At 60.6% G+C, this 17,059-nt stretch carries 11 protein-coding genes; 8 read left to right on the top strand and 3 right to left on the bottom strand.

Going from position 1 to position 17,059, the window contains the following annotated elements:
* Positions 1 to 131: 131 nt before the first annotated feature.
* From ABQ278_RS20700 to ABQ278_RS20710, 3 genes are all read right to left on the bottom strand, one after another.
* Entirely contained in the window at positions 132 to 3,287 is a 3,156-nt protein-coding gene (locus ABQ278_RS20700) for a TonB-dependent receptor (protein ID WP_349322914.1), read from the bottom strand.
* Positions 3,288 to 3,354: 67 nt separating this feature from the next.
* The gene (locus ABQ278_RS20705; RefSeq protein WP_349322915.1) at positions 3,355 to 4,329 is read right to left on the bottom strand and encodes a FecR domain-containing protein; all 975 of its coding nucleotides are present in this window, start codon (positions 4,327 to 4,329) and stop codon (positions 3,355 to 3,357) included.
* Positions 4,298 to 4,882, bottom strand: coding sequence for a sigma-70 family RNA polymerase sigma factor (locus ABQ278_RS20710; protein WP_349322916.1), 585 nt, complete (start codon positions 4,880 to 4,882; stop codon positions 4,298 to 4,300). Before ABQ278_RS20710 ends, ABQ278_RS20705 begins: the two co-directional genes overlap by 32 nt.
* 763 nt (positions 4,883 to 5,645) lie before the next feature.
* On the opposite strand from ABQ278_RS20710, the gene ABQ278_RS20715 reads away from it, so the two are divergent.
* The 8 genes from ABQ278_RS20715 to ABQ278_RS20750 all read left to right on the top strand — a co-directional run bounded on the left by ABQ278_RS20715 (position 5,646) and on the right by ABQ278_RS20750 (position 17,053).
* Positions 5,646 to 8,861 carry a TonB-dependent receptor gene (locus tag ABQ278_RS20715; protein WP_349322917.1) on the top strand — a complete coding sequence of 1,072 codons (3,216 nt, stop codon included), beginning with the start codon at positions 5,646 to 5,648 and terminating at the stop codon, positions 8,859 to 8,861.
* Between the two features lie 276 nt (positions 8,862 to 9,137).
* On the top strand, positions 9,138 to 10,049 hold the full coding sequence (locus ABQ278_RS20720) for a BadF/BadG/BcrA/BcrD ATPase family protein (protein ID WP_349322918.1): 912 nt from the start codon (positions 9,138 to 9,140) through the stop codon (positions 10,047 to 10,049).
* Positions 10,046 to 10,351 (top strand): copper homeostasis protein CutC, encoded by a 306-nt coding sequence (locus tag ABQ278_RS20725; protein WP_349322919.1) that lies wholly within the window; start codon positions 10,046 to 10,048, stop codon positions 10,349 to 10,351. Before ABQ278_RS20720 ends, ABQ278_RS20725 begins: the two co-directional genes overlap by 4 nt.
* The gene (locus tag ABQ278_RS20730; RefSeq protein ID WP_349322920.1) at positions 10,281 to 10,805 is read left to right on the top strand and encodes a copper homeostasis protein CutC; all 525 of its coding nucleotides are present in this window, start codon (positions 10,281 to 10,283) and stop codon (positions 10,803 to 10,805) included. The genes ABQ278_RS20725 and ABQ278_RS20730 overlap by 71 nt, the downstream gene beginning before the upstream one ends.
* An 89-nt stretch (positions 10,806 to 10,894) precedes the next feature.
* A complete protein-coding gene (locus ABQ278_RS20735; protein WP_349323059.1) occupies positions 10,895 to 11,620 on the top strand; it encodes a GntR family transcriptional regulator in 726 nt (241 codons plus the stop codon).
* Between the two features lie 152 nt (positions 11,621 to 11,772).
* Complete coding sequence (locus tag ABQ278_RS20740; protein ID WP_349322921.1) at positions 11,773 to 12,513, top strand: GntR family transcriptional regulator; 741 nt, start codon at positions 11,773 to 11,775, stop codon at positions 12,511 to 12,513.
* Positions 12,514 to 12,707: 194 nt separating this feature from the next.
* Entirely contained in the window at positions 12,708 to 14,801 is a 2,094-nt protein-coding gene (locus tag ABQ278_RS20745; protein ID WP_349322922.1) for an alpha-L-fucosidase, read from the top strand.
* 35 nt (positions 14,802 to 14,836) lie between these two features.
* On the top strand, positions 14,837 to 17,053 hold the full coding sequence (locus ABQ278_RS20750) for an endo-beta-N-acetylglucosaminidase (RefSeq protein ID WP_349322923.1): 2,217 nt from the start codon (positions 14,837 to 14,839) through the stop codon (positions 17,051 to 17,053).
* The last annotated feature ends 6 nt before the right edge of the window (positions 17,054 to 17,059 follow it).

Genomic DNA, 17,059 nt, shown 5'->3' on the forward strand with positions numbered 1-17,059 from the left:
CAACGGATGGCCGAAAGTTTTCCTTGGTGCGAAAACGACTTTTTTGTCATCGAACCGTCAAAAATATGCCTTATGATATTATTTGTGACAATTTTATCGCGCTGCAACACGCTAAAAACTTGTCATACCCTTTAAAGCTTGAGATCGAAGCTCAGCATAACGGCGCGGCCCAGCGCGTCGTAGGTGCCCGCCCAGGTGTTGGGATTGTTGGTCGTGCCGTCGACATTGGTCGAGGGCGTAATCGGCGGCGTCAGGTCGAACAGATTGTTGACCGAAAGATGGACTCTCAGATCGCGGCGCAGCCGAAGACCCGCAGACATATCCATATAATTGTAGGTCGGCACCTTGGCGAAGACCGTCGACCGTGCCACGCCGCCATTGACCGCCGGATCATCGCTGTTACCGGCATAGGCCGTGGCGCCGATGTGACGCCAGTTCAGCGACAGCGCCGCCTGACGCCACGGCGTCTGCCACGTCAGCCGGGCATTATGCCGCCATTTTGGCTGCGGCGCGTAGCAGTAGGGGCTACCGAAATAGCCGGCGCAATTGACGCGGATCTCCGAAACCGAGTGCTCAAACGAGGTCGTGCCCTGCCAGGTGCCGATCAGACTGATGTCGGCGCGACCGAAGCGGCCGAGCCCCCGGGTATAGGCGGCCTGAACGTCAAGGCCGCTGTTATAAAGCCGGTAGGTGTTCTGCGTGGCGCCACCGACATAACCCTTCCCGCTTAACGCACCCGTCAGCGGATCACGGTGCACAAATCCGCAGTAATAGCTGAGACCCGTGGTCAGGCAGGCGTTGAAAGCCGAAACAGGATCGATATAGCCGATAAAATCGGAGACCACGATCCGGTAATAATCGACCGAAAGCATGGCGCCCGCTTTTGGCGTCCACACAAGGCCGTAGGTCAGGGTCTGCGCCTTTTCAGGCCTGACCAGAGGATTGCCGCCCCCGCCATAGGTCCGGCAGGCGTCTGCGCAGTCGGTAACATGGCCATATTGCGCCACTGTTACGCCCGTATAGGCGCATTGGGCCGCGGTCGCCGCGGGGGCCGCCCCGGCGCAAGGATCGCTGAGGGCGCCATTGATGCTAAAGTAGGAGGATGCGTAGAGTTCGGAGATATTGGGCGCGCGGGTGGCGTTGTTGAGCGTGGCGCGCAACAGAAGACTCTTCACCGGCCTGTACTGGATCTCGTAGCGGCTGGTGGGCAGGACGTCCGCCTGATTGTCATAGCGCGACACACGATAGGCCCCATTAAGCTCCAGCGCGTAAATAAAGGGGCGTCTCGACACCAGCGGCACCTGGAGCTCGCCATAGGCTTCGGCGACGCCATAATGACCGGCCACCGTGCTAAGCCAGCCCTCATAGTCACGTGTCGCCTGGTCCAATTCATGGCGCAGGGAATCGCGCCTGTATTCCACACCAAAGGCTGTGGCGACGCCTTTGTCAGCCCAGGGGCTTTGCAGGCCGTAAGATGTCAGGTCACCGGAGAGCGCAGCGGTATAGACCTGCTGCTGAGTCACCGAGGCCCATCTGTAGTGACTATAGGCATAGTCGTAAAAGGCGGGATCTATGGTATGGTAACCGAAAATATTGGCGGGTACGCAATCGGGGTCGAGACCGCTCACCTTCGCCAGGCATGTGGGTGTGCCCGCCACATCGACAACCTGCAGAGAGCGGGCGAATTTGGTCAGGTCGACCTCGTTATTGTCCGAAAGCGAGGTGTAGACCCGCGAACCGACAAAGCCGAGATCATAGTGCCAGACATCGGCAAAATCTCCTTTGACCCCGAGCGTTATGCGGTAATCCTTGTTGATCGCGCGGTTGTCGAGGGGCCGGCTTCCGAGGCCATTGAGCTGGTAGGCGACATCGGTCGCCACCGTGGCGCGGGTGCCCGCATAGGCACCACACAGACTCTGCGCCTGTGACGTCGACATATAGGGATTGTCGCAGTTGAGATCGACCGTCTGGCGCACCAGTGCCGGATAGAACAGACTGCGCGTGCGATCGTCGATGCCAAGCCAACTGGCGTACCCCTCCAGCGTTTCGGACCAGCGATAGCGCGCAAACAGTCCGGCACTGAGGCGCTGATCGGGGCGCTGAAAGCCAAAGCCCTGGCGCGTGCTATAGGCGTAGTCGGCGCTTTCACTGCCGGGCGTAAACACACCGCCGCCATCCTTGGCGCCATAATAGACCGCGCCAGTCATGGGGCCGCCCGTCACAGCGAAGCGGCCGTATTCGGAATAGATCGTGTTGACCACGCAATCCATCCGACCGTTGCTCTCGATGAGGCGGCAAGCGGAAAAATCACGATCTCCCCAGGTGATCGCCTGCTGGTCCCGGCGTCCGAAAAACACACTGATATGGCCCCTGCCCTGATCGAAACTCTTGCCGCCCGCCAGACTGATATCACTGCGAAAGCCGTCAAAAACCTGGGTCTTTGGCAGGGTGATCGCCGGATAGGCCGCCGCCACCGCGCGAATGTCGCTGGCGTCATTGGTGTGCTGGAAGCCGCCATAACTGCCGGTCAGAGCCAGACCTTCAAAGTCTGTGTCGAGCACGAGATTGACGACGCCGGCCACCGCATCGGAACCATAGGTCGCCGAGGCGCCGCCGGTCAGCACATCGATGCGGCGCACCAGCGCCTTAGGCACCAGATTGAGATCGATCGCCTCAACCGGCAACAGCCTCTGGCCATCGAGCAGCACAAGCGTGCGCTGCCAGCCGAGATTGCGCAGATTGACCTTGGCGCGTCCGTCAGTATCGGAGGCATTGGCGAACTGGGTCGAATCCGCCCGCGCCTGCGGCAGGCGGTTCAGGGCTTCTTCGAGATTGAACACACCCTGATCATCAAGCTCCTGCCGATTGAGGCTGACAACCGGGCTCGCCGAAGTCAGGTTGGGGCGGCGGATGCGGGTGCCCGTGACGATGACCTCCTGTGGCGGCGCGGGGTCAGACGCAATGTCCGGTTCGCGCCGCTTCGGCAAGGCGGTCGACGCTTTTTTCGGCGGCGCCGCCACCACAAGACTATAGACGCCCGGACGAATCTGAACCGCGCGCAGGTCGCTGCCCCACAACATCAAACGCAGCGCCTTATCCACCTCATAGCGCCCCTGGACGGCGCGCAGGCGCCGTCCGCGCGCCGCCTCTTCGGAGATCAAAACCTGTACATGCGCCTGGCGCCCGAAAGCCGCCGCACCCGTGGCCGCCGCTTGCGCCGGAACGTCAAAGTCGAGCGACGTTGCGGGTTTTTGAGCCAGCGCGATCACAGGCCATGCCAAAAGCACCACCACAAGCCCTATCACCCCGAACCTGACGCGTGGCCACCTCAATGCCTTCCCCCGCCCTCCACAGTCAAGACGACAAGGCCGTACGGCGGCCTATGTCAATGCGATCGGACTGCACCGAAACAGGCGTTCCCAAACTGACTTCGACCGCCCTGGCGAAAGCTTCGGGATCGTTGGCATGGAAAACACCATAAAGCTTTCGGGTCGATAGGGCACGATCGGCTATAACCAGCTGGCGCTGATTGTGACGATTGAACTGGCTGACGGCATAGGCCAGCGTGTCGCCCGCCAGGTCGATATTGCCCTCGCGCCACGCCAGTTTACGGTCAACGTCCTCAAGGCCAGGCGCCTGCACGGAGATCACACCCGAGGTCGTCTCTGCCACTTCGCCGGCGGATACCGACACCGGAGCAAGACCGCGCAAAGAGGCGCTCACAACCCCCTCGCTGACCAGAACCTCTGCGCCGCCCTCAAGGCGACGAACGGAAAAAGCCGTACCCGATGCCTGCAGCCTCAGCGCGCCGGCCTCAACGACAAACGGGCGGTCCTTGTCAGGCGCAACCTGAAACCACGCCTCCCCGGACTCAAGCCGGATGCGCCGCTGCGCTGATCGCATCGAAACGGAAATCCGCGAGTTCGTATTGACCGCGACCACCGAGCCCTCGCCCAGCGGAATCTTGCGGATTTCGCCGACAACCGTGGCATAGCTGGCGTCGGGTCGGCCAAGCGCCCAGACACCAGCGCCCGCCGCGACCACCAACCCCAACCCGCCCAACAATACCTGACGCCGATGGGGCGGCTTGGCGGCAGCACGGATCACAGCCGGGTGCGGAGCCTCTTCCTCACGCGCCGGCCAGGGCATCTGGTCAAGCATCGCCCAGGCGGCTTCGGCCTGCAAAAACGCGCCGCGCCGCCGGTTGTCGTCTTTCATCCACGCTTCAAGATCGGCCTTCAGCTTCGCATCATTCGGAGAACGGTCGAGGCGTAAAACCCATGAAGCCGCAGCGGCCTCAATGTCGGCTGCGGTTTCGATATCTGTCATTCTTCACCTGTAACCAGTCCGGGCTTTCCGCACCGGTATCATCTCTCAGGGCCTGCAGGATAAGCCGCATGCCCTTTACACCTTCATTTTCGACCGCGCTCTCGGAAATATTGAGCTGTTGCGCGATATGTTTCTGCGACATGCCATGCACCTTGCGCAGCTCAAACACCCGACGGCAGCGCGCTGGTAAGCCACGGATGACGCGGGCCACCGCTTCCCACTCACGCCGCGCCGAAATAATGCGCTCCGGCGACGGATCGTCGGACGTCATGTCCAGGCTGTCCATTTCAGCCAGCCCCTCAAAGCGGATCACCTTGGCGCGCCGGCGCTTGTCGTTGAGCAGGTTGCGGGCGGTCAGAAAAAAATATCGGTCGGGACAGACGATATGGTCAATCCGTTCGAGACCAGCCAGATTACAGTAGGCCTCCTGGATCAGATCGTCGATCTCGTCCTGATCGACCTTGAGGCGTCGCAGCCAGGCGCGCACAGATCTCTCATGCGGCATGATCTCAGCCGCAATCCAGTTCACGATCCTTTTGCGATCCATAGCCATTCAGCTAGCCGGTCCCATGCCATGTGAAAATTGAGGGCGGCGCACGCTCTGGGAGCACCCGTTATCCCTTAAGCTGGCAGAGTTAGAGCAAACGCCCGCCAAGTCAACACGCTGTCATCCATTTGTTATGACATTTGCCCATCGCGAACGATGCCAACGGCATCCAATATCGAGATGAAAGCACGAAGAGAGGGCAGGATCGGACATGAGGCGAAAAGATCAGATCTCTTATAGGGACAAACGCCGCGCAGACGTCAGGCGCCTTCTGAAGCCTGCGGAACTGAAGTCAGTAGATCTGAGAAGTGATGCCGTTTTTAGTGAAACTCCGAAAAGCTGATGTCCAAGTGCACACCCTCTTCTCTGCCCAAGAGCACGGCACATTGTGGCCAATATATTTCACCCATGTTATATTGTATATGGCTTTATATTGGCATAAAAATTGCGGCAATCCTATATCTATAAAGACATAATAGATATGTATACTAAGAAAAAGACTGAAATATATATGTCATTGACGTAATAACTTGCGATAATTATCTCACTACATGACGCGGAACGTCGTTACATGAGCGAAGGTTGTAGCCGACACTACAGCTTCGGCTCTATAAGCCAAATTGAAATAGTTATTGCTTCCGAAGCGCCATGCGCCCGTCCACGCTGTCAGACGTGAGGCGCATGCGGACCCGGGAAATAAACTGGATCAAAACTTATAAACACAGGCGTCGCTGAAAAGCCCCTACCTGTAAACAAGACTGGGAGAGACATGAGACCATTCCGCCGCAAGGCCCCCTCGCACCTGAAATCCGCCGTTTCCCTGATCGCCCTTGGCGCCCTCGCTTCGGGTCTGGCCGGTACGGCCATGGCGCAAGCCACGACGCCTGGGGATGACTCCCAAGCCGCCAGCACCAGCGCACCCCAGGAGGTCGTCGTTGTCGGCGTTCGCAAGTCCCTGCAATCCGCTCAGCAGATCAAGAAAAATGCCGACACGGTGGTCGATTCCATCACCGCCAATGACATTGGCTCCTTTCCTGACAAATCTGTTGCCGAGGCGCTGCAGCGCGTCGCCGGCATCACGGTCAACCGCTTTGCGGCCACCGGTGATACCGCTCACTTTTCGGCCGAGCCGTCAGGTGTCATCGTTCGCGGCCTGCAGCAGGTTCGCTCTGAATTCAATGGCCGCGATATCTTTACGGCCGATTCCAACCGCGGCCTGAGCTGGTCGGACGTCTCGCCTGAACTGATGGGCGGCATCGACGTCTACAAGAACCAGACGGCCGATCTGGTCGAAGGCGGCATAGCCGGCACCATTTCGCTGCGTACACGCCTGCCGTTCGATCAAAAGGGCCGGGTTCTGGCGGCAACCGCTGAATATACCTATGGCGACCTCGTCAAGGACGGCAAGCTCGGCGTCTCAGGAATTTATGCCGATCGCTGGCAGACCGACCATGGCGAATTCGGCGTGATGCTGAACCTCGCGCACTCAGAGGTCTCCACCAATTCCGAAGGCATCAAGTACGGCCGCATTGGCAAGGTGTCGAGCGCGACGAACTGGGGCACGACCGACACACGGTACATCCCCTCATCCATCGGCGTCAGCGATAATACCTATAACCGCGTCCGGGACGGCGGCTCGTTCGCTGCCCAGTGGCAGAACAACGACCACACCATGCTGGCCACCTTCCAGTACAACGTGTCCCGCAAGCATGAAACCTGGGAAGAATACGTCATGACGGCCGCTACGGGCGTCAGCACCTACGGCAAGGACTACGACTACGTCTCAACCTCCGACAGTGAGGTGCAATGCCTGAGCGGCACGACCTGCACCTTCGATGACGGCGGCTTCCTGACATCGGGCTCCCTGGTGACGGGCACCGTCTGGAAGGGCCAGGTCGCCATGAACGATGGCAGCAACTTCATCGATTATGACTGGAGCGGCGGCGGTCAGATGGGTAACGACTTCACCACGACCTCGCGCTACAGCGACGGCGTGAACGATACCCGCGATGCGGCGTTCAATTTCAAATGGGATCCGACCGAGCGCCTGAAGCTGAATTTCGACATCCAGTACATCAAGGCGACACAGACAAACTATGACATTTCGGCCGAACTGGCCACCTATCAGAACCTTGACCTGGATTTGACCGGCGACCTTCCGCACTTCACCGTCAGCAATCCGTCGAATATCAACACGACGGAGGGTGGCATTTCGGACGCCGCGAATTATCGCCTGACCGACCTCATGGACCACGTCACCGATAGCGACGGTAATGAATTCGCCACGCGCTTTGATGCGGAATACAGCTTCGACTCACCCTGGCTGAAAAGCCTGAAGGTCGGCGCACGCTACGCCGACCGCGACCAGACCGTGCGCTGGACCACCTATAACTGGGCCAGCGTGGTCAATTACTGGAGCAGCTACAGCGCCGAAGACTATTTCGTCACCGGCAGCGCCTTCCCGGACTCCAACGCCTATGGCGTCAAAACCTTCGATTCCAATTTCTTCGGCGGCGACATTACCAATGCGACGTCGGCCGTGTTCTTCAATATGGATTACCTGAAAGACCAGTCCCTTATGGCAAGCCTGTTCGGCAAGGACAGCTACAGCGCTGGTGGCGCCAACGCCTGGGAATCGGTGTGTGATCGCGAGGGTCTGGCCGAAGGCTGCTTCAAGGCATCCGAAATCGCCAAGGTCTCCGAAAAGACCAAGGCGCTGTATGCCGTGCTCAAGTTTGGCGGCAGCGAGGCCACGATCTTCAACGGCATCACGGTGAACGGCAATATCGGCCTGCGCTACGTCGAAACCCAAAATGAAAGCACCGGCGGCATCAACTACAGCAGCGGCCTGGTCTATTCCGATACAGACACAGAAACCCAGGCCGACGGCACCGTCATCCCCAGCATGACCTATTATATCAGCGCCGATGACCGCCTGTTCATGACGTCGAGCGACACGACCTACACGGCCACGGCCAACCACAAGAACTGGCTGCCGAGCTTCAATGTGCGCTTCGGACTGTCCGACACATGGTTTATGCGCCTTGCGGCCTCCAAAGCCATGTCCCGGCCCGATATCGGCAATCTGAAATATTATAAGACGGTCAGCGCCACCACGCCCTCTTCCAGTGAATTGACCTGTGGCACAGGCTTTACCTGTGATGCGTCGGGCAATATCATCAGCACCAACGTCACCTATACGGCGCAGGCCAACAATCCTTACCTGAAGCCTGTCACGGCCGATCAGTTTGACCTGACGCTCGAAAACTACTTCTCAAGCACCGGCTCGTTCACCTTCAATCTCTTTTACAAGAAGTTCCACGACTATATCCAATACGGAAAATGGTACCAGGACTTCACCAATGGCGGCGTCACCCGCACGGTCGAGGTGAGCGGACCGATCAACGGCCAGGGCGCTTCCGTCAAAGGTTTCGAAGTGGCCTATCAGCGCTTCTTCGACTTCCTGCCGGCGCCGTTCGATGGCCTGGGCATTCAGACCAACTACACCCACATCAAGAATACCGGCGTCAGCAGCACGGGCCTGTCGGTGAATTCCGGCGACGGCTCGTCCGGCCAGTCCGGTGGCGGCACCACCAAAAGCGCCAACACGTTCAACGACCTGCCTTTGGAGGGCATGTCAGACGATACGGTCAACCTGGTCGGGATGTACGAAAAAGGCAAGTGGTCGGCACGCGCCGCCTATAACTGGCGCTCGGCCTATCTTGTAACCGCGCAAGACTGCTGCGTCGCCTACCCGGTCTGGCAGCGCGCCGCCGGCTATCTGGACGCACGTTTGGCCTACCGGCTCAATGAGAACTGGGAAGTGTCAGTGGAAGGCACGAATTTGCTGAACACCCGCACGGAGCTGATGCAGCAGGTGGAGGGCCCAACCGACGCCAGTCCCGACACGGCGCGCAAACTGGTCGATTATGCCTGGTATCAGAACGACCGTCGTCTGCAAGCCACGGTACGTATGAAGTTCTAGCCACGCACCTGAAAGCCGTCTCTAAAACAAAGCCCTCGGACCGATCGTCCGGGGGCTTTTTCGTATCTGTCGTTCAGATTGCGCCAATTTTTACATCCAATACGGTTTTTATAGACAAATCGCCAATCTTTGTATTATTTGACATGACAATAGCCAGATTGGTCAGCATTAATATCGCGCCAACTTGCAAAAAACGATGTCGACGCGCGAGCCTGCCATGCCGGGGCGAAGGAGACCTATCCTCCAATGCCCAAATCCTGGAAATAAATGACTGTCATGAAAAGCAAATTTTCACCCGCTTTTTACATTGGTGTCGATGGTGGCGGCACAAAATGCCGCGCAAGGCTGCGTAACGAGATAGGCGATATCCTTGGAGAGGCCGAAAGCGGCCCTGCCAATATTCGCTTAGGCCTGGAGCTCGCCTGGTCCAACATCATGGCGTCGATCGACAAGGCGCTGGCAAAAGCCGGTCTGACCCGTGACATTTTCCCGCAAACGGCCGTGGGGCTGGGCCTCGCCGGCGTGGTGACGCCGAACGACTGCACACGCACCCTTGAAGCCGCGCCAAAGGCGGGTTTTGGCGCTCTGCGTGCCGCCGCCGATTATCATGTCGCCTGTCTCGGCGCCTTTGAGGGCCGCGATGGCGGCATCCAGATCGCTGGCACCGGCAGTTCCGGCTATGCCATCATCAGCGGCAAGGGTCATCCGGTCGGCGGCTGGGGCTTTGTGTTAAGCGAAAAGGGCTCCGCTGCCGCGCTGGGCCGCGATGCAGTTGCCGCCGCCCTAAAGGCTCATGATGGACTGGCGTCCGATTCGCCTTTTACCCGCGCTCTTATCGCGCATTTCGGCCATCCCGCCGCCATTATCGACTGGTCAGAACGCGCACGTCCGTCCGATTACGGCGCGCTGTCGCCCATCGTTTTCGACCACGCCCGCCAGCGCGATGCGATCGCCATCGGCCTGATCGAACAGACCGCCGCCGATATAGACACCTTTATCGCTCACCAGATCAAACTCGGCGCGCCGCGCGTCTGCCTGGTCGGCGGGCTCGGGCCGCACATCCGGCCGTGGTTGTCCGATGCCACCAAGGCGGTTTTAGCCGAACCGGCCACCGACATTCTCGACGGCGCCATTCTGCTGGCGCGCCAGTCGGATGACGCCACCATCGCGCTCAGGGAAGACGCATGACCGGATCCGTTTTGCTCGAAGTCTGTGTCGACACCGCCGAAGGCCTTGAAATCGCCGCCGCTCATGGCGCAGATCGCATCGAACTGTGCGCCAGCCTCGGCATCGGCGGCCTGACGCCCAGCATCGGCATGATGCGTCTGGCCAAGGCTATCGGCTTCCCGACACGCGCCATGATCCGTCCCCGTCAGGGTGATTTTACCTACAGCGATACCGAGCTCACCATGATGCTCGATGATATCGAACTCGGTGGCGGCCATTGGCCTGGAGGGCGTCGTTGTCGGCGCCAACCGGCTAAGCGGTGAACTCGACGAGCGACTGATCGAGCGCCTGGTGAACCACGCCCAGGCCGCCGATCTTAAGGTCACATTGCACCGCAGTTTCGATCTGGTACCCGATCCGCTTACGGCGCTCACCCTCGCCCAAAGCCTGGCGATCGACACCATCCTGACGTCCGGCTGCGCACCGTCGGCAATCGAGGGGGTTCATGTCATCGCCGAGCTTATAACCTATCTGGAAAGCCACCCGGCGACGCCACGCGTCGAGATCATGGCCGGCGTCGGCATCCATGCGCAGAATGTCGGCGAGATCGTGCGCAACACCGGCGTGCGCGCCGTCCATGGCTCGTGCAGTCAGGCGGCGACGGTCACGTCGGGTGCCTCGGATTTTGGCTATGCCGATCATCGCCGAACCGACCGGCAGCGCATCGTCGATCTGCGTGAAGCCCTGGCGCCCTTCCACGCCGTCGCCGCCCAGTAACGGGCGCCAACGGGCGGTGACAATGTAAGTATGTCTTTTTTGAACAACTCCCTGCCCTTGAGCCCGCACGTGGCCCGCTCTATCTTCAGCTGGAACGCATCCTGCGCGCGGCCATTCTAGACGGCGACATGAGCAGCAGCGCCCCCCTGCCGACCGAACGCGACCTCGCCGATCGCTACGGTATCTCGCGCATGACCGTGCGTCGCGCCCTTAGCGATTTGCAGCGAAAGGGCCTTCTGACCCGTCGTCAGGGCGCCGGCACCTATGTGACAGCACGCGCCCTGACCCAGTCGCCCGGACTTAAGGGCCTGCGCGAAGACATGGCGGTGAGCGCAGCCAGTACACACAGCATCGTGACGGAGCGCAGCATCGACGCGGTGACACCGCAGGACGCCTTAGCGCTCGACCTGGGTCCGGGGGCTCGCGTTTACCGTTTCCAACGTGTTCGCTATGTCGGCTTAAGCCCCGTGGCCACCGAGATATCCCTGGTCCCGTGGTATTGCCTGCCTTCGGAACATACCGTCGAAGAGTCACTCTACAGCGCCCTGAGAAAGGCCGGCAACGCGCCAAGCCGCACCCTGCAACGCTTGCGCGCGATAGCGCTCGCGACCGCCGAGGCCAGCCTCCTCAAGGTGGCGGCTGGCACGCCGGGCCTCTTCATAGAGCGCCACAGCTATCTGCGTGACGGCCGGACCGCCGAACTGACCCGCGCCTGGTATCGCGGCGACGCCTCCGATGTCATAGCGGAGATCTCCCTGACCGAAGATGGTACCCACCTGTCGCATGACCACGCCGCGCCCCGTCTTTACACCTGAGACGCGCTGCACCGACACGTAAAGGTTGAGGCTCAAGAACGAAATTCGATTTGACCCTATAATACCAATATCATATATAAAAAGCGCAGCCTTCTGACGGTTGTTATGACAATAGCCTGTTGTATAAAATTGAACCGGGGCCGCAGGAACAGATGACGTCAACCAAACGTGTGACTTCAGACGGTAGTGTCAAGACCGCCTCACTTTACCTCCAGCTTCAGGAATTGCTGCGACAGCAGATCACCAGCCGCCAACTGGCGCCCGAAGACGCTATCCCCACGGAGCGCGAACTGGCCGAGGAATTCAATGTCTCGCGCATCACCGTGCGCAAGGCAGTCGACGGCCTGGTCTATGAGGGCCTGCTGACGCGTCGCCAGGGTGCCGGCACCTTCGTCGCCACGCGCGTCGAAAAGAGTTATTCCAAAATGACGTCCTTCACCGAGGACATGATCTCGCGCGGTCGCATTCCGAGCAGCAAGTGGCTGTCGAAATCGGCCGGCAGCGTCAATCCGGAAGAGGCCATGACCATGGGCCTGTCGCCCGGCAGCCTGGTCTATCGTTTCAACCGCATGCGTTTCGCCGATGGCGTTTCCATGGGCCTCGACTATGCCACCGTTCCTGGCGACTGCCTGCCGTCGCTCGAATTGGTTAATGACTCGCTGTATGAGGCCCTGGAACAATTCGGCACACGCCCGATCCGCGCCCTGCAGCGCCTGCGCGCGGTCGCCTTTAATGCGGAACAGGCCGGTCTGCTCGATATACCCGTGGGTTCGCCCGGCCTGCTGATCGAGCGCCGTGGCTTTCTGGCTGATGGCCGACCGGCGGAATTCACCCAGTCCTATTATCGCGGCGATGCCTACGACCTGATGTCGGAACTCAGTCACAACCCGTGATTTTTTTATCAGGAAAACGATTTTTACCGTTGCCAATCCTGAAGGCATCGGTAGAGTTGTCATGACCAATAAGACGCAGGTCCGGCCCCACATATATGCGGCTGGATGGCCACATTTCGTTCCTGGTTTAAGTGCTACCATCCCCAAACCTTTGGGACATAAGCTTAAGTCACGGGCAGGAAGCAAGGATGGACATGACCACTTCAACGCGACGCCACCTGTTGATCATGGGCGCAGCCACAGCCGCCAGCCTGCCCGCGGCCAGCGCCTTCGCCCGTTCGTCCGCGCGCCCCAAACCTTTTGGCGCAACCCCCTCCCCGCGCCAACTGGCCTGGCACAGACGCAACACCTATGCCTTTGTCCACTTCACCATCAACACCTTCACCGATCGTGAGTGGGGATTCGGCGATGAGCCTGAATCCCTGTTCAACCCGACGGATTTCAGCGCCGACCAGATCGTCGAAGCCGCCAAGGCTGGCGGCCTGACCGGCCTTGTCCTCACCGCCAAACACCATGACGGCTTCTGTCTGTGGCCCAGCCGCTATACCGAACATTCGGTGAAAAACAGCCCCTACAAAAACGGCAAGGGCGATATTGTCGGCGAGATCTCCGACGCCTGCCGTCGCCATGGCCTGGCCTTTGGCGTCTATCTGTCGCCCTGGGACCGCAACCACGCCGAATATGGCCGCCCCGCCTATGTCGATTATTATCATAACCAGCTCGAAGAACTGACCACGCAATATGGCAAGCTGTTCGAGGTCTGGTTCGACGGCGCCAATGGTGGCGACGGCTATTATGGTGGTGCACGCGAACGCCGCAAGATCGACCAGACCTATTATCAGTGGGACAAGGTGCGCGCCCTGGTGCGCAAGAACCAGCCCGACGCCGTCATGTTCGCCGATGAGTTTATGGATATTCGTTGGGTCGGCAACGAAGAGGGCGTCGCGGGGGATCCCTGCTGGCCGACCTGGGACACCTCGGCCTACAGCCTGCAAAAGGCCAATAGCGGCGTGCGCGGAGGCCCCCAATGGAATCCGGCTGAAACCAATGTCTCGATCCGTCCCGGCTGGTTCTGGCACGCTGACGAAGCGCCGCGGTCGCCGGCCAACCTGACCAAGATCTATTTTGAATTGATCGGACGCGGCACCAACCTGCTGCTCAATCTGGCGCCCGACCGCCGTGGCCGCGTGCCCGATGCCGATGTCGCCTCGCTGAAAACCTGGAAGGCCATCCGCGATACAGGTTTTGCCAAAAACCTGGCTTTGGGCGCCAAGGTGACAGCCAGCAGCCGGTTCAACACCGCCTTCGCCGCCGGCAATGCGCTTTCCACCAAGAGCTTCTGGGCCGCCGCCGAGCGCGATGCGGCCGGCGCCTGGCTGGAGGTGGCCCTGCCGCAGCCTGCGACCTTCGACGTGATTCGCCTGTCGGAAGACCTGACGCTCGGCGTGCGGGTTTATGACTACGCCGTCGACATCTGGAAAGACGGCACCTGGGCCGAGATCTCGCAACACAGCTTAATCGGCGACGAACGCCTGATCCGCCTCGACCAGCCGCTGACAACGACGCGCGTCCGCCTGCGCATCCTGACAGCGGCGGCCTCACCGGTCATCAACAATTTCGGGCTGTTCCGTCTGCCCGACACGCTTGAAGAACCCGGTATCAGCCGTGACCAGCAAGGCGTCGTTACCCTGTCAGCAGCTGAAAAAGGCCTTGAGGTGCACTTTACGCTCGACGGCACGACACCGACCGCCGCCTCGCCACTTTTTACCGCACCCTTCCCTCTGAGCGATGGCGGTGTTGTCACCGCGATCGCCCGACGCCCCGAGACCGGCGTGACCAGCGCGCCGATCACACGCGACTTCGACGTGTCACCCAACCTGTGGAAGGTGCTGGCCGCCAATGGCGATGCGCCGGAGAACCTCCTGAAAGGCGGCACCTTCGCCGGCACGGACGGCCAGCCGGTCGAGATCGTGCTCGATCTCGCCAAGAGCTATAATCTGAAGGGCTTCACCCTGCGCCCCGCCGTACATAATATCTTCTTAGCCGTCGATATCGTCGCCCGCATGGGCGCACCTGCCGGTTATGAGGCCTTCGTCAGCGAGGATGGCAAGACCTGGGGCCAGCCGGTCGCCAGCGGAGAATTCTCCAACATCGCCGCCAGCCGCGCCGAACAGAAGATCCGCTTTGCCACCCCGCATCAGGGCCGTTACCTGCGCCTGCGCCTGCCGCACGCCGTGCAGGACAAGCCCATTATCGTCACCGGCAGCCTCGGTATCATCACCCGCTAAACGCCCGTTACCGCCCGCCATAGATCAGAGACACCATGACCCGACTTGACGCTTCCCGCCGCCAGTTCATGACCCTTGCCGGCGCCACCGCCGCCATGCTCACCCTGCCGGCCGCTATGGCGCGCGCCACAGACACGGGCAGTATCGCCCCGGCCTATCCGCTCACCGGCGGCGATTCCTGGGACGTCTTCAAGGCCTACGATCCGGCCACCAACCCATCGGCCCCCTTCTTCCGGTCGCATGTCCGCCGCGCCAAGCGCATCGCGCCCTTTGCCGCCACGCAAGCCCATCCGGCGCAAAATCCCGATGTGCCAGGTGGCACGCTCCTGGCCGCCTACCTGACCCTGGCCGGGCCGGATGAGGATCTGAACCGGACGCGCTACCAGACCGGCGCGCGCAGCCGCGTCCATGTCGAGCGTTCATGGCAGTATCAGGATATCGTCGTCGCCTGGAACACGACGGGCTATGTCCCCAATGCCGCTCTGATCGACGCTGCCCACCGCAACGGCGCACGCATCCTGGCCACCATGTTCCAACCCGACAAACGCATGTTCGACGGCTCGGATCTGCCACGAACCGAGGTGGCCAAAAAGCTCGTCAATCTGGCCGCCTATTTCGGTTTTGACGGCTATTTCGTCAATTTCGAGAGCTATACCGACGACGATGCCCGTGCCGTGCAGGATCTGATCGGCCTGATGCAGGTCGAAGCGGCCGGACGCGGCCTCAGCGATTTCCATATCCAGTACTATAACGGTTACACCGATGCCGCAGCCGTCTGGCCGGGCTCGCCTCATGTCGATGGCCGTCCGCGCGAAGCCGATGCGCCCCGCGCCAATTCGATGATGCTCGATCAGGGCTGGAGCAATTACGGCCTGACGCGCGGCTGCTGTTCCGGCCATCCGATACCAGACGTCTCCACCCTCGCCCTGCCGCAATACGATCCGCGCAACATCTATTATGGCCTGCAACTCTATCCCGGCCCCGGCTATCTCGGCCTGATGGCGCCGGTTGTCGTGACGCCCAATGGCGGCCCCGCCTCCGGTGGTTTGCAGGTTTACAGCGCCGAAGACGGCCTGCGCAAGATCGGTCGCGCCCGCCTCGATCAGCTCAAGGCCTCGACCAGCCTGTCGGCGCAGGACCGCGAAGACCTCGCCGATCTCACCGATCCGAAACGCACCCGCAAGGCCTGGTATCGCTTGCATCGCCAGTTCTGGTCGGGCAAGTCGGGCAATCCGGCACGTAACAATAGGCCGACCGCCGCAGAAGCCGCCATCTATGGTCCGGCCGATGTGCGCAAGATCTATACCGACTACGAAGCACCCGGCAAACCGACCGACCAGTTGCGCCTGCCGATCACCTATGGCGTCGCCAATTTCATTGCCGAGCGCTCGATGATCGGCGCCCTGCCTTTCGTGACGCGCTTCAACACCGGCGAAGGCGACCGTTTCTTCCTCGACGGCGTCAAGGTCGCCGAAACCCCGTGGTTCAATCTCGGTATTCAGGACGTGCTGCCGACCTGGGCGTGGTGGACCAAGCCGCTCGACCGTCCGCTCGATGCCGATACGGGTGCCGAAGGCCTGCTGGAGGTCGATTACGATTTCGACGACGCCTATAATGGCGGTGCCTCGCTGGCGATCTTAGGCCAGCTTGGCACCGAGAACGCCACGGAGGTGCGCCTCTACAAGACGAAGATCACCATCGACAACACGACCAAACTTGGCCTGGTTTTCAAGGGCGGCGCAGGCGGACTGATGAAGGCCGGCCTGGTCTTCGAGGACGCACCCGAGGTCACCGAGTGGATCGACATCAAGGCGGGCAAGGCGCTCACGTCCGGTTGGAAACAGTGGACAGGGGCATTGGGCAAGTATGCGGGCCGCACGCTTGCGGTCGTATCACTGGGCTTCGTCTCCACCGGCAAGGCGGCCGCCTACCGCATCCATATCGGCGAACTGTCGCTGACCGATGGCGCAAAGGTCAGCCAAGCTCAGCCGCAGGGCTTCCGAATTGCGCAAAGCCGCGTCCAGACCGATGGCCAGTCGGCCGAACTGCAACTCCAGTGGACCTTTGATCCCGACGTGGCCCATTACGACATCCTGGCCGTCGCGGGCCAGAGCAAGACCTGGCTTGGCCGCATCACCGGCGACGCCTATTATGTCAGCGCCCTGCCGCGCGATAAGGGCACAACGCAAACCGTCCTGCATCTGGTGCCGGCCGCTGGAAAGCCGGCGACCGTGACCTTCACTTGGGCCTGATCGGCG

Origin of the sequence: Asticcacaulis sp. MM231 (assembly GCF_964186625.1) — a bacterium.
In the GTDB taxonomy this organism is placed as follows: Bacteria; Pseudomonadota; Alphaproteobacteria; order Caulobacterales; family Caulobacteraceae; genus Asticcacaulis.